This window comes from Mitsuaria sp. TWR114, assembly GCF_007997345.1.
Genome location: NZ_VOSR01000476.1, coordinates 1 through 13358 on the forward strand (window position 1 = coordinate 1; position 13358 = coordinate 13358).

Annotated in this window: 14 protein-coding genes; 9 read left to right on the forward strand and 5 right to left on the reverse strand. The window is 70.3% G+C overall.

What is annotated here, in order from left to right:
* The 9 genes from FUT87_RS17065 to FUT87_RS17105 form a co-directional block, all read left to right on the forward strand.
* Positions 1-330: hypothetical protein (locus FUT87_RS17065; protein WP_222617184.1), on the forward strand; the 330-nt coding region annotated here is incomplete at its 5' end.
* Positions 318-1118 carry a 4-hydroxy-tetrahydrodipicolinate reductase gene (dapB, locus tag FUT87_RS17070; RefSeq protein WP_147241789.1) on the forward strand — a complete coding sequence of 267 codons (801 nt, stop codon included), beginning with the start codon at positions 318-320 and terminating at the stop codon, positions 1116-1118. The genes FUT87_RS17065 and dapB, both read left to right, overlap by 13 nt.
* 120 nt (positions 1119-1238) lie before the next feature.
* Positions 1239-1802: a MotA/TolQ/ExbB proton channel family protein gene (locus FUT87_RS17075; protein WP_310735239.1), complete on the forward strand. Its 564-nt coding sequence runs from the start codon at positions 1239-1241 to the stop codon at positions 1800-1802.
* Between the two features lie 27 nt (positions 1803-1829).
* Entirely contained in the window at positions 1830-2312 is a 483-nt protein-coding gene (locus FUT87_RS17080) for a biopolymer transporter ExbD (RefSeq protein ID WP_147241790.1), read from the forward strand.
* An 89-nt stretch (positions 2313-2401) separates the two neighbouring features.
* Positions 2402-5035, forward strand: a complete 2634-nt coding sequence (gene leuS / locus FUT87_RS17085; RefSeq protein WP_147241791.1) for a leucine--tRNA ligase — start codon at positions 2402-2404, stop codon at positions 5033-5035.
* Positions 5036-5039: 4 nt separating this feature from the next.
* Entirely contained in the window at positions 5040-5549 is a 510-nt protein-coding gene (gene lptE, locus FUT87_RS17090; protein WP_091730762.1) for an LPS assembly lipoprotein LptE, read from the forward strand.
* 19 nt (positions 5550-5568) lie between these two features.
* On the forward strand, positions 5569-6636 hold the full coding sequence (holA, locus tag FUT87_RS17095; RefSeq protein ID WP_147241792.1) for a DNA polymerase III subunit delta: 1068 nt from the start codon (positions 5569-5571) through the stop codon (positions 6634-6636).
* Between the two features lie 240 nt (positions 6637-6876).
* Positions 6877-7389, forward strand: a complete 513-nt coding sequence (locus FUT87_RS17100; RefSeq protein ID WP_255511887.1) for a methylamine utilization protein — start codon at positions 6877-6879, stop codon at positions 7387-7389.
* A 7-nt stretch (positions 7390-7396) separates the two neighbouring features.
* A complete protein-coding gene (locus tag FUT87_RS17105) occupies positions 7397-9811 on the forward strand; it encodes a bifunctional diguanylate cyclase/phosphodiesterase (protein ID WP_147241793.1) in 2415 nt (804 codons plus the stop codon).
* Positions 9812-9889: 78 nt separating this feature from the next.
* Here FUT87_RS17105 and FUT87_RS17110 read toward each other — a convergent pair whose 3' ends face one another.
* From FUT87_RS17110 to FUT87_RS17130, 5 genes are all read right to left on the reverse strand, one after another.
* Entirely contained in the window at positions 9890-10390 is a 501-nt protein-coding gene (locus tag FUT87_RS17110; protein WP_147241794.1) for a CinA family protein, read from the reverse strand.
* Between the two features lie 56 nt (positions 10391-10446).
* On the reverse strand, positions 10447-10968 hold the full coding sequence (locus tag FUT87_RS17115; RefSeq protein ID WP_091730746.1) for a phosphatidylglycerophosphatase A: 522 nt from the start codon (positions 10966-10968) through the stop codon (positions 10447-10449).
* Positions 10965-11939, reverse strand: a complete 975-nt coding sequence (gene thiL / locus FUT87_RS17120) for a thiamine-phosphate kinase (protein WP_147241796.1) — start codon at positions 11937-11939, stop codon at positions 10965-10967. The genes FUT87_RS17115 and thiL overlap by 4 nt, the downstream gene beginning before the upstream one ends.
* Before the next feature lie 37 nt (positions 11940-11976).
* Positions 11977-12633 (reverse strand): response regulator transcription factor, encoded by a 657-nt coding sequence (locus FUT87_RS17125; protein ID WP_091730740.1) that lies wholly within the window; start codon positions 12631-12633, stop codon positions 11977-11979.
* The coding region (locus FUT87_RS17130) for a sensor histidine kinase (RefSeq protein WP_186830585.1) at positions 12630-13358 on the reverse strand (729 nt) is incomplete at its 5' end. The genes FUT87_RS17130 and FUT87_RS17125, both read right to left, overlap by 4 nt.

The window sequence follows — 13358 nt, forward strand, 5'->3', positions numbered from 1 at the left end:
CATGATCAGCAGCGCGAAGTAGATCAGCGCGGCGCGCGCCAGCAGTTCCCAGGGACTGACTTGCAGGTCGAACATCGAATCCATCGCTCCGAAGCGCCTTTCGGCGACACCTCGTCGAGGCAAAGGCGGTGCCTGCAACACCGCCGGGCGGCGGGGACGCGCTTCCTTGCCGTCAACGCGTCGGCAGCGAATGCCGACCCGCATCGCGGCGTGCTGATCGGAGGCGCCGCTGGCCTGGAAGAAGCCCGCTCGCGGCGGGCCCTGCGGTTGCCGGATTCGGTGCAAACCCCGCTGTCATCGATGAAGAAAGGCTTCCCATGCTTGCCCTGACCTACCACGGCGCCCATGACGTGCGCGTCGAGACGGTGCCCGATCCGGTGCTCGCCGCCGACGACCTCGAGCTGGCCGCCGCGCTCGACCGCGACGGCAGCCCGGCGCTCGGCCAGGATGCCGGCGCCTTCCTCGGTCAGATCACCGGCGTGGCGATCACCAGCGACGTGCGGGCCGGCCTGTCGCGGTCCGACGTGCTGATCGACTTCACCCGCCCCGAAGGCACGATGGCGCACCTGGCGCTGTGCGCCGAACTGGGCGTGCGCACCGTCATCGGCACCACCGGCTTCAGCCCCGACGAGAAGGCGAAGATCGGCGAGTACGCCCAGCGCGCCGCCATCATGATGGCGCCCAACATGAGCGTCGGCGTCAACGTCGTGCTGAAGCTGCTGGCGCAGGCGTCCAAGGCGCTCTCGCAGGGCTATGACATCGAGATCGTCGAGGCCCACCATCGCCACAAGGTCGACGCGCCCAGCGGCACCGCGCTGAAGATGGGCGAGGTCGTCGCCGAGGCGCTTGGCCGCGACCTGAAGACCTGCGCGGTCTACGGCCGCGAAGGCGTCACCGGCGAGCGCGATCCGTCGACGATCGGTTTCGCGACGGTCCGTGGCGGCGACGTCATCGGCGACCACACGGTGATGTATCTGGGCATCGGCGAGCGCATCGAGATCAGCCACAAGGCCTCGAGCCGCGCGACCTTCGCGCAGGGCAGCCTGCGCGCGGCGCGTTTTCTGGGCGAGCGCAAGACCGGGCTGTTCGACATGAACGACGTGCTCGGCATGGCCTGAGCGCGACGCGCTCGATCACCCGCGATCGACGAACGACGCGATGACCGAACTGATCCATCTCTGGCAAGCGGGCGACGGTGTCGCCCGTTTCGTTTCCCTGCTGCTGCTGGCGATGTCGGTGTGCAGCTGGGTGCTGATCTTCTGGCGCGGCTGGACGCTGGCGCGGGCCGCGCCTACCTGGGCCGCGGCCTGCCGGTGTTCTGGACGGCGCCCGACCTGGGCCAGGGACGCGAGCACCTGGCGCCGCTGGACCGCGGCGCGCTGATGCTGCCGCTGATCGACGCCGCGATGCAGGACAGCGCGCCCGGCACCCTGGCCGCCACGGCACGCAAAACCTCGCAGCTCACGCGCCGTCTGCGCGACGCGCTGCACGCCGTGCTGGGCGGCCTGAACCGGGGCCAGGTCATGCTGGCGACCATCGGCGCGACCGCGCCCTTCGTCGGCCTGTTCGGCACCGTCTGGGGCATCTACCACGCGCTGCTGAGCATCTCCTCGACCGGCAACTTCAGCCTGGACAAGGTCTCGGGCCCGGTCGGCGAAGCGCTGATCATGACCGCCGCCGGCCTGGCGGTGGCCATCCCGGCGGTGCTGGCCTACAACCTGTTCGGCAAGTGGGTCGCCGCCTGCGAGGCGGAGCTCGAGGGCTTCGCGCACGACCTGCGCGAGTTGATCGACGAGGCGTGAACGCCCCGCCCGACCTGAGCTGATGCCATGAAGTTCGGCCGCCTCGAACGCCGCGAAGCGCCCAAGCCGATGGGCGAGATCAACATGACGCCGCTGATCGACGTCATGCTGGTGCTGCTGGTGATCTTCATCATCGCCGCGCCGCTGATGGGCAGCGCGCTGAAACTGGACCTGCCCAAGAGCGACGCCGCCGCGCCCGGCCCGGGCGCCAAGTTCATCGCCCTGGTGATCACCCCGGAGGGGGACTACCTGCTGGGGGATGAGCCGCTCGACGCCAAGGCGGTGCGCGAGCGCCTCGTGCAGCTGGCCGGACGCCAGCCCGACGCCGAGCTGCGCCTGAGCGCCGACCGGGCCGTGCCTTATGGGAAGGTCGCCCAGTTGATCGGCTGGGCGCAGAAGGCGGGGCTGAACCGGATCGCCTTCGTCGCGGAACAAGGCGAGGGCGAGGGCGGCGAAGTCGGCGAGGCCGGCCCCGCCAAAGCAGCGCCCGCGCCCGCCGCGAAGCGCTGATCGCTCACCCCCGCAGGGTGGCGCCCACCGGGAGGATGGGCGGCGGCGCGCGGCCTCCTACAATCGGCGGCTACGTTGCCCGAGCCACCATGAACGAGAAATACGCTCCCTCCGAGGTCGAACAGGCCGCCCGCGACCACTGGAACGCCAGTGACGCCTACCGCGTCGTCGAGGACGCGTCCAAGCCGAAGTTCTACGCCTGCTCCATGCTGCCCTACCCGAGCGGCAAGCTGCACATGGGCCATGTCCGCAACTACACGATCAACGACATGTTGACGCGTCAGCTGCGCATGAAGGGCTACAACGTGCTGATGCCGATGGGCTGGGACGCCTTCGGCCTGCCCGCGGAGAACGCGGCGATGAAGAACAAGGTGCCGCCGGCCGCGTGGACCTACGACAACATCGCCTACATGAAGTCGCAGATGCAGGCGATGGGCCTGGCGATCGACTGGTCGCGCGAGATCGCCACCTGCAAGCCGGACTACTACCGCTGGAACCAGTGGCTGTTCCTGAAGATGCTGGAGGCCGGCATCGCCGAGCGGCGCACGCAGGTCGTGAACTGGGACCCGGTCGACCAGACCGTGCTGGCCAACGAGCAGGTGATCGACGGCAAGGGCTGGCGCTCGGGCGCGACGGTCGAGAAGCGCGAGATCCCCGGCTACTACCTCAAGATCACCGACTATGCGGAAGAGCTGCTGGCCGCGGTCGCCGATCCGTCGGACAAGAACTTCCTGTCGGGCTGGCCCGAGCGGGTGCGCCTGATGCAGGAGAACTGGATCGGCAAGAGCGAGGGCCTGCGCTTCGCCTTCCCGCATGCGATCCAGGGCGAGGACGGCCAGCCCATCCAGGACGGGCTGCTGTACGTCTTCACGACGCGCGCCGACACCATCATGGGCGTGACCTTCTGCGCCGTGGCGCCGGAGCATCCGCTGGCCGCGCACGCCGCGAAGACGAACCCGGCGCTGGCCGCGTTCATCGAGGAATGCAAGCAGGGCGGCACGACCGAGGCCGAACTGGCCACGCAGGACAAGAAGGGCCTGGCGACCGGCCTCTTCGTGACGCACCCGCTGACCGGCGAACAGGTCGAGGTCTGGGTCGGCAACTACGTGCTGATGAGCTACGGCGACGGCGCCGTGATGGGCGTGCCGGCGCATGACGAGCGCGACTTTGCGTTCGCGAAGAAGTACGGCATCGCGATCAAGCAGGTCGTCGCCGTCGAGGGCGAGACCTACTCGACCGACGCCTGGGCCGAGTGGTACGGCGACAAGCAGCGCGGCACCTGCATCAACTCCGGCGCGCTGGACGGCCTGACGCACAAGCAGGCGGTGGACAAGGTGGCCGAACTCGTCGGCACCAAGGGCCTGGGCGAGAAGAAGACGACCTGGCGCCTGCGCGACTGGGGCGTGAGCCGCCAGCGTTACTGGGGCACGCCCATCCCCATCATCCATTGCGACAGCTGCGGCCCGGTGCCGGTCCCGGAAAAGGACCTGCCCGTCGTGCTGCCGGAGGACTGCATCCCCGACGGCAGCGGCAATCCGCTGAACAAGCGCGCAGACTTCCTGAACTGCAGCTGCCCGAAGTGCGGCGCCGCCGCCAAGCGCGAGACGGACACGATGGATACCTTCGTGGACAGCTCGTGGTACTTCATGCGCTATTGCGATGCGACCAATCCCGAGCAGATGGTCGCGAACGGCACCGACTACTGGATGCCGATGGACCAGTACATCGGCGGCATCGAACACGCGATCCTGCACCTGCTGTACGCGCGCTTCTGGACCAAGGTCATGCGCGACCTGAAGCTCATCAAGTTCAACGAGCCGTTCACCAACCTGCTGACGCAGGGCATGGTGCTCAAGGGCGCCTTCTTCCGCAAGCCGGAAGACGCCGGCAAGCACTACTACTGGGAGCACGAGGTCGACGTCATCCGCAACGAGCATGGCCTGCCCACCGGCGGCACGCTGAAGGCCGACGGCCTCCCGCTCGAGTACGAGATGACGACGATGTCGAAGTCGAAGAACAACGGCGTGGACCCGCAGGCGCTGATCGACGAATACGGCGCCGACACCGCCCGCCTGTTCGTGATGTTCGCGTCCCCGCCCGAGCAGACGCTGGAGTGGAACGACGCCGGCGTCGAGGGCGCGCACCGCTTCCTGAAGCGGGTCTGGGGCTTCGGCGCGAAGCAGGCCGAGGCGATCAAGGCCGGCGGCGCCGATTTCGCCGCGCTGAACGACGAGGGCAAGGCGCTGCGCCGCGAGGTGCACCTGGTGCTCAAGCAGGTCTCGTACGACTACGAGCGCATGCAGTACAACACCGTCGTGTCGGGCGCGATGAAGCTGCTGAACGCGCTGGAAGGCTTCAAGGCTGAGGGCCAGTCGGCCGCGGTGCGGGAAGGCTTCTCGGTGCTGCTGCGCGTGATCTACCCCGCCTGCCCGCACATCGCGCATGCGCTGTGGACGGAACTGGGCTTCGCCGCCGAGCTGGGCGAGCTGCTGGACGCCCCCTGGCCGCAGGTCGACGAAGGCGCGCTGGTGCAGGACCAGATCGAGCTGATGCTGCAGGTCAACGGCAAGCTGCGCGGCTCGATCAAGGTCGCCGCGTCGGCCGACAAGGCGGCGATCGAGGCCGCCGCGCTGGCCAATCCCGAGTTCGAGAAGTTCGCCGAAGGCAGGACGCCCAAGAAGGTCGTCATCGTGCCGGGCCGCCTCGTCAACGTGGTGGTCTGACGCCATGAAGCGCCGCCACCTGCTGTCCTTCGCTTCCCTCGGCGCGCTGGGCGCCGCGGCCGGGCTCCCCGGCTGCGGTTTCGAACTGCGCAAGGAGCCGGTCTACCACTTCAAGACGCTGGCGCTGACCGGCTTCGTGCCGCACTCGCCGCTGGCGCAGGAGCTGCGCCGCCAGGTGCAGCGCAGCACGGTACGCCTGGTCGAGGACCCCAACCGCGCCGACGTCATCATCGACGCGGAGCGCGAGGTGCGCGACAAGACCTCGGTGGCGACGACCGCCGCGGGGCAGATCACGGAATGGCAGCTGCGACTGTCGCTGGACTACTCGCTGCGCACCGCCGGCGGGGACATCCTGCTGCCGCGCACCGAGCTGCGCCTGACCCGCGACATGAACTACAGCGAAAGCGCGGCGCTGGCCAAGGAGCAGGAAGAGGCCTCGCTGCAGAAGGCGATGCAGGTGGAGGCCGTCGGCCTGCTGCTGCGCCGCCTGGCGGCGGTCCACCTGCCCAACTGAACGCCGACGGGACGCGCGCATGCAGATCAAGGGCGAGGCGCTGGCCGGCCAGTTGGCCAAGGGGCTCAAGCCGGTGTACGTGGTGCACGGCGACGAACCGCTGCTGGCGCAGGAAGCCGCCGACGCGCTGCGCGCCGAGGCCCGCCGGCAGGGCTACAGCGAGCGCCAGGTGTTCACCGTCAGCGGCGCCTACTTCGACTGGGCGCCGGTGATCGCGGCTTCACAGGCGATGAGCCTGTTCGCCGACAAGCAGCTGATCGAGATCCGCATTCCCACCGGCAAGCCGGGCAAGGACGGCTCCGAAGCCCTGCAGCGCTACGTCGACGGCCTGCCGCCCGACGTGCTGACGCTGGTGACGCTGCCGCGGCTGGACAAGACGCAGCTGAGCAGTGCCTGGTTCACCGCGCTGGACGCGGCCGGCGTGTCGGTGAAGGTCGATCCGGTCGAACGGCGCGAGCTGCCGGCCTGGATCGCCCGGCGCCTGCAGCAGCAGGGCCAGTCGGTGGCCGCCGGGGCGCAGGGCCAGCAGGCGCTCGAGTTCTTCGCCGACCGGGTCGAGGGCAACCTGCTCGCCGCCCACCAGGAGCTGCAGAAGCTCGCGCTGCTGCACCCGCCGGGCGAGCTCAGCCTGCAGCAGATCGAGGCGGCGGTGCTGGACGTGGCGCGCTTCGACGTCTTCAAGCTCAGCGAGGCGCTGCTGGGCGGCAAGGTCGGCCGCGTGCTGCGCATGCTCGAGGGCCTGAAGGCCGAAGGCGAGGCGGCGGTGCTGGTGCACTGGACGATGGCCGAGGACATCCGCGGCCTGAAGCGGGTCCATGACGCGGTGGCGGCGGGCAAGCCGCTGCCGATGGCGCTGCGGGAATCCCGCATCTGGGGACCGAAGGAGCGCCTGTTCGAGCGCATCGTGCCGCAGCTGCATGGCGCGGCGCTGACCCGGCTGGTGGTGGCCGCCCAGACCTGCGACGGCATCGTCAAGGGGCTGCGCCATCCCGAATGGCCCACCGATCCGTGGGAGGCGCTGGGGCGCCTGGCCCTCATGTTGGAGCAAGCCCTGCGTCCGCCGGCGCAGAAAAACCGCTATGGTTGACGGCATCTCGTCCACCTGACGTCGCCGATGCGCCTGCTCCGCTCCGCAGCCCTGTCGACCGGCCGATCCGGTACCGTCGCTTGCCGTCCGTCCCTTGACGGCACGGGGACGCCGGGCGCGCGGAACGCCTCGCCGCGGCAGGCGTGGGCTTCGGCGCGACGGCTCGCCGCCCTGGCGATCGCGCTGGGCAGCGCCGGCGCGAGCCAGGCCGCGGGCCAGGCCACGGATTGGATCCTCCAGGTGCGCGACGCCGCCGGCGCTCCGGTGCCGAACGCAGCGGTTGCCGTCGAGCTCAAGGGCCAGCCCGCCCGGCCGGCGACCGGCGCCGCGGCCACGATGGCCCAGCGCGATCGCCAGTTCCAACCCCAGCTGCTGGTGGTGCAGACCGGCACCGCGGTGAACTTCCCCAACTTCGACACCGTCCGACACCACGTCTATTCGTTCTCCCCGACGAAGAAGTTCGAACTCAAGCTGTACTCGGGCACGCCGGCCGAGCCGGTGGTCTTCGACAAGCCCGGCGTCGCGCAGCTGGGCTGCAACATCCACGACCGGATGAGCGCCCACATCGTCGTCGTCGACACGCCGCTGTTCGGCATCACCGACGCCAAGGGCGAGGTGACGCTGAACCTGCCGCCGGGCGAGCACCGCCTGCGGCTGTGGGCGACGCGCATGGGCAATGCCGCGCCGAGCGCCCAGCCGCTGGTGGTCGCCGCCGGCGCCGCGGGCGTGCTCAAGGTCGAGCTCAAGGACTGAGGCGCCGATGCGCTGGCCGGACTTCCTCAACCTGCGGCGGCTGGAGGGGCGCATCGTCGCGCTGTTCCTGGCGCTGCTGCTGGTCGTCCAGCTGCTGAACCTGGCGCTGATCAACGAAGGCATCGGCCGCAACGCGCGGGCCTCGGTGGCCGAGGAACTCGAGGCCGGCGAGCGCATCCTGGTCCAGCTGATCGAGGAGGACAACGAGCAGCGCGGCCTGGTGGCCGACCTGCTGCAATCGGACTACGGCCTGCGCCAACTGGTCGCGGCCGGCATCCAGGGCGAGGAACTGCGCGGGATGCTGCAGGACGTCTTCACCAACCTGAGCGCGCGGGGCGACGCGTCCTTCATCGGCTACGCGGACGACAGCTTCAAGCTGGTGACCGCGACCGATCCGATCGCCGCCAAGGTCGCTCCGCTGTTGCGCGGCGTCACGCGCCAGCAGCAGGGCCGGACGCAGAGCCAGCTGCTGCTGGTGGGCGGCAAGGCCTATCAGGTCGTGGTCGCGCGGATGCGGGCCGCCGGGCTGGGCGGCTGGATCTTCACCGGCTTCGAGATGAAGAGCGACCAGCTCCAGGAGCTCAAGCGCATCGTGCGCATCCAGGGCGTGCTGCTGGCGCAATCGGCGGCGGGGCAATGGCAGGTGCTGTCGACCGTGCTGGACACGACCGCCACGGCGCGCGCGGTGCAGGCGCTGCCCACCTTGAGCGCGACGGACCGCACGGTGCAGACCTTCCATCTGGAACTGGAAGGCGAGCAGTTCCAGGCCCGCCTGCAGCCGCTCGACCATGGCGGCGATACCGACAAATCGGTGGCGGTGCTGCTGCTGCGCTCGGTGGACGAGGCCCTCGCGCCTTACCGGCGGCTGCAATGGATGCTGCTTGGCCTGAGCGTCGCCGGGGTGCTGCTGTTCGCGATCGGGGCGGTGTTGACCGCCCGCCGCATCACCGGGCCGGTGAAGGCGCTGGCCAGCGAGGCGCACAGACTGGGCCAGGGCGACTATGCGCGGCCGGTCGAGCGGCCGTCCAGCGACGAGATCGGCGACCTGGCGGAGGCCTTCGAGGCGATGCGCCAGGGCATCCGGTCGCGCGAGGAGGAGGTGAACCGGCTCGCCTTCTGGGATCCGCTGACGGACCTGCCGAACCGCGAGCAGTTCCACCAGGCGCTGGCACGGCGCATGGCCGAGAGCGAGGTGCGCTTCTCTCTGCTGATGCTGAACCTGGACCGCTTCAAGCATGTCAACGACGTGCTGGGGCGCGCCTTCGGCGACCGGCTGCTGCGCGCGGTGGCGGACCGGCTGCAGCATTTGCTGAAGGACGAGGTGCGGCTGACCGCCCGGGTCGGCGGGGACGAGTTCGTGCTGCTGATCGAGGGCGCCGGCGCGACGCGCGCGGAGACGATCTGCAAGCGCATCCAGCGAGATTTCGAGCGCGCGCTCAGCATCGACGACCAGACGGTGGACCTGTCTGCCGGGATGGGCGTGGCGCTGTATCCGCAGCACGGCCGCGATCCGATGCTGCTGCTCGCTCGGGCGGAGCTGGCGATGCATGCGGCCAAGCGCGGCCAGAGCGGCTGCGAGGTCTATGCGCCGAGCATGGACGCGGCCAGCCAGGAGTCGCTGTCGCTGCTCAGCGAGCTGCGCCACGCGATCGACGCGGGGGAACTGCGGCTGTTCCTGCAGCCCAAGGTGGACCTGCATGCGCAGAAGATCTCGGGTGCGGAGGCGCTGGTGCGCTGGCAGCATCCGTCGCGCGGGCTGGTGCCGCCGATGGCCTTCATCCCCTTCGCCGAGCAGACCGGTTTCATCCGCCAGATCACCGCGTGGGTGCTGCAGGCCTCGGCGCAGGCCTGGATGAGCCTGCAGCGCGAGGGCCTGGCGCTGCCGATCAGCGTCAACCTGTCGACGCGCGACCTGATGGACCAGGACCTGCCGATCAAGGTGGCGGACCTGGTGGCCGGCGTGCCGCCGCCGGCCCTGTGCCTGGAGATCACCGAGTCCGCGATCATGGACGACCCGCAGCGCGCGCTGCAGACGCTGGAGCAACTGCACGCGCTGGGCTTCAAGCTGTCGATCGACGACTTCGGCACCGGCTACTCGTCGCTGGCCTACCTGAAGCAGTTGTCGGTCGACGAACTCAAGATCGACCGCAGCTTCGTGATGAACATGGAGCGCGACATCGACGACGCGAAGATCGTGCGCTCGACCATCGAGCTGGCGCACAACCTGGGCCTGTCGGTCGTGGCCGAGGGCCTGGAGACCGGCAAGCAATGGACGCTGCTGCAGACGCTGGGCTGCGACCAGGGCCAGGGGTATGCGCTGTCACGACCGATGCCGGCCGAGCAGTTCGCGCAGTGGCTGCGCGACTGGCAGCCGCCGGACCTCGGCGATGCGCGCGCCAGCACGATCCTGGCCGGGCTGTGACGACGAGCCCGAGCGTCGCGTCGCTCAGGGGGCTCAGGGGGTGATGTCCGGGCCGGCTCGATCCCTCGAGCCAGGCGCTCAGGAGTCCCGATCCTCCAGCGCATCGCACAGCGCCTCGAGGCCAGCGCGCACCGTGCGGGCGCGGACTTCGTGGCGGTCGCCGGTGAAGTGCTCCCTCCACACGCGGATCCGCGAGCGGCCATGCATCAGCGCCAGCCACACCGTGCCCACCGGCTTGCTTTCGGTCCCGCCGCCCGGCCCGGCCACGCCGGTCACCGCGATCGCCCAGTCGATCGGCGCATGCGCGACGAGGCCACGGGCCATCTGCTCCGCCACCTCGCCGCTGACCGCGCCGTGCAGGCCGATCAGCGCCGCCGGCACGCCCAGCAACTCGGTCTTGGCCTCGTTGCTGTAGCTCACGACGCCGCGCTCGAACCATTGGCTCGATCCCGCCAGGCTGGTGCAGGCCGCGGCGATCAGCCCGCCGGTGCAGGACTCCGCGGTGCCCATGCGTTCCTTGCGCTGGATCAGCGCCAGCGCGATGCGCTCGATCAGTTCGGACTCGTCGGGAAACAGCATGGGGATCTCCTCGTCGATGGATCTGGCATCCGTGGATGAAGGCGCGGCTCGCAGCGTCAATGCAGCAAGGCCCGCGCGCCGGCCAACACCACGAGCGTACATCCGGCGGCGACCAGATCGTCGAAGAGGATCCCGAAGCCTTGCCACACCGTCACCGGCTGCCCGGGCTCGATCTTGAAGAGGCCGTCGGCCCAGCGCACCGGCCCCGGCTTGGCGGCGTCGAAGTAGCGGAACAGCGCGAAAGCGGCCAGTTGCCACCCGAAACCCGCCGGCATCAGCAGCCACAGCACGAGCCAGATCGCGATGATCTCGTCCCACACCACCGCCCCCGGGTCGCAGGTGCGCAGGTGCCGCGCCGTCACCGTCGACGCCCACCAGCCGACCGGCAGGCTGACCGCGATCAGCACGGCCCACTGCGCCGGCGACAGCCACAGGTTCAGCACAGCGAACGCGGCCCAGCCCCACAGCGTGCCCACGGTGCCCGGCGCCTTCGGCGACAGGCCGCTGCCGAAGCCCATCGCGATCCAGTGGGCGGGGTGTCTCGCCATGAAGGCGAAGGTCGGTCGGACGGCGCTCATGACTTGAAGTGGTCGAAGCTGCGCGGCAGGTCCTGCACCGGATGCCCCAGGCCGTCGACCACGCGCAGGCCGGGGGCCGACTCGATCCGTCCGATGCGGTAGACCGGCGTGCCGGCGGCGCGGCCGGCCTCGAGGACGCGCTGGCGAGCATCGGGCGGCGCGGTGAAGACGAGTTCGTAATCGTCGCCGCCGGTCAGCAGGCACAGCCGCTGGAGGTCCTCCGGCATCGCGCCAAGCACCGCCGAGCGCGGCAGGTCCGCCAGGCGCAGCGTCGCGCCAACGTTGGAGCGCTGGAGCACGTGCCCCAGGTCGCCCGCGAGCCCGTCGGAGACGTCCACCGCGCTCGTCGCCAGGCCTCGCAGCGCCTTGCCCAGCGCCACGCGCGGCTCGGGCATCTCCATCCGCAGGCGGACTTCATCGAACTGCGCGGCGCTCAAGGACAGCGTGCCGCGGAACACCTCCAGCGCCAGCCGCGCATCGCCCAGCGTGCCGCTGACCCAGAGGTCGTCGCCGACGCGCGCGCCCGAGCGCAGCAGCGCCTGGCCGGCGGGGACTTCGCCCATCGCGGTGATGTTGAGGTTGAGCGGCCCGGCCGTCGTGTCGCCGCCGGCCAGCACGATGCCCTGCGCGTCGGCCAGCTCGAACAGCCCCTGCGCGAAGCCGGCCAGGAAGGCCTCGTCCACGCGCGGCAGCGCCAGCGAGAGGAAGAAGGCCCGCGGCGTCGCGCCACAGGCCGCCAGGTCGCTGAGATTGACCGCCAGCGCCTTGTGGCCGAGGCGCCGCGGCGAGACCGTCGACAGGAAATGCCGGCCCTCGACCAGCATGTCCGCCGTCACCAGCCATTGATGGCCGGCCGTCGGCGTCAGCAGCGCGCAGTCGTCGCCGATGCCCAGCGCCACCGCGCCGCCCTCGGTGCGGCCAGCGCGCGCGTCGCGGCCGAAGAAGCGATCGATCAGGTCGAACTCGCCCAGCGGCCGCCCGTCCCGTCGCTCGCGCGAATCAGAAGAATCACCCATGGGCGGCATTGTCGCCGCGCAGCAGGTTGGACAGCTCCACCGCGGACTTCACGTCCATCTTCTCGAACACCCGCGCGCGGTGGACCTCGACGGTGCGCACGCTGATGTTGAGCTGGTCCGCGATCAGCTTGTTGGGCAGGCCCTGCACCACCAGCTGCATGACCTCGCGCTCGCGCTCGGTCAGCTCGCCGACACGGTGTCCCAGCGCCGATTTCGCGTCGCGCGCGGCGATCGCCTCGGCGCTCTGCGCCAGCGCCTGTTCGACGCGGTCGACCAGCGCGTTGTCGGAGAAAGGCTTCTCGACGAAGTCGTAGGCGCCCTGCTTCACCGCCGCCACCGCCGTGGGCACGTCGCCATGACCGGTCAGGAAGATCACCGGCAGCGTGTCCAGCAGGCCGCGCTCGATGAGGCGCTCGAACAGCGCGAGCCCGCTCATGCCCGGCATGCGCACGTCCAGCAGCAGGCAGCTGGGCGCCGACGGCCAGTCGCGTCCGCCGCGGGGCAGGCCGTCGAGCAGCGACTCGAAGGCCTCGGCGCTGCCGAAGCCCTCGGACAGCAGCCGGCGCGAGCGCAACAACCAGGCCAGCGCATCGCGCACCACATCCTCGTCGTCGACGAGGTAGACCATCGGCAGGGACTGCGGCTTCATGCGGACGACTCTCCAGATCCAGTGACGGGCAACCGGTCGGCCCCGGTGCCGGGGGCCGCGCCAGGCGCATCCTCGCACGGCAGGCTGAAGCGGAACTCGGTGCCGGTCGGCGACGCGGGGGCGACGCGGCTCTCGAAGTCCATCGCACCGCCGTGCTGTTCCACGACCGTGCGGCACAGGCTCAGGCCCAGGCCCATGCCCTCGGTGCGGGTCGTGAAGAAGGGCGTGAACAGCTGGCGCGCGACTTCCGCCGGAATGCCCGGCCCATGGTCGACCACCGCGAAGCTCAGCCAGCGCGGCTGCAGGCGTCGCACGCGCAGCACCAGCGCGCGGTCCGCCAGCGGCGTGGGACCGTCCATGGCCTGGATCGCGTTGCGGGTGAGGTTCAGCAGCACCTGCTCGACCATCGTGCGGTCGCAGCGCACCCGCGGCAGGCCCTTGGGCAGGTCCATCTCGATGCGGGCGCCGCTCTTGCGCGCCTGCAGCCGCACCAGCGGCAGCACCGCGTCGAGCAGCTGCTCGACATGGACCCACTCGCGCGCCGCCTCTCGCCGCCGCACGAAGTCGTGGACGCTCTTGATCACGCGGCCGGCCCGCTCGGCCTGCTCGGCGATGCGGGTCACGGCCTGCCGCACCATCGCCGGCGTCTGCGGGTCGTCGGCCTCGCGCACCATCAGGTTGATCGACGCGGTCGCGTAGCTGGCGATCGCGGCCAGCGGCTGGTT

Bases quoted from the DNA above. Each gene is read 5' to 3' on its own strand.
- dapB (WP_147241789.1), top strand. From the start codon at position 318: ATGCTTGCCCTGACCTACCACGGCGCCCATGACGTGCGCGTCGAGACG.
- FUT87_RS17080 (WP_147241790.1), top strand. From the start codon at position 1,830: ATGAAGTTCGGCCGCCTCGAACGCCGCGAAGCGCCCAAGCCGATGGGC.
- leuS (WP_147241791.1), top strand. From the start codon at position 2,402: ATGAACGAGAAATACGCTCCCTCCGAGGTCGAACAGGCCGCCCGCGAC.
- lptE (WP_091730762.1), top strand. From the start codon at position 5,040: ATGAAGCGCCGCCACCTGCTGTCCTTCGCTTCCCTCGGCGCGCTGGGC.
- holA (WP_147241792.1), top strand. From the start codon at position 5,569: ATGCAGATCAAGGGCGAGGCGCTGGCCGGCCAGTTGGCCAAGGGGCTC.
- FUT87_RS17105 (WP_147241793.1), top strand. From the start codon at position 7,397: ATGCGCTGGCCGGACTTCCTCAACCTGCGGCGGCTGGAGGGGCGCATC.
- FUT87_RS17110 (WP_147241794.1), bottom strand. From the start codon at position 10,390: ATGCTGTTTCCCGACGAGTCCGAACTGATCGAGCGCATCGCGCTGGCG.
- FUT87_RS17115 (WP_091730746.1), bottom strand. From the start codon at position 10,968: ATGAGCGCCGTCCGACCGACCTTCGCCTTCATGGCGAGACACCCCGCC.
- FUT87_RS17125 (WP_091730740.1), bottom strand. From the start codon at position 12,633: ATGAAGCCGCAGTCCCTGCCGATGGTCTACCTCGTCGACGACGAGGAT.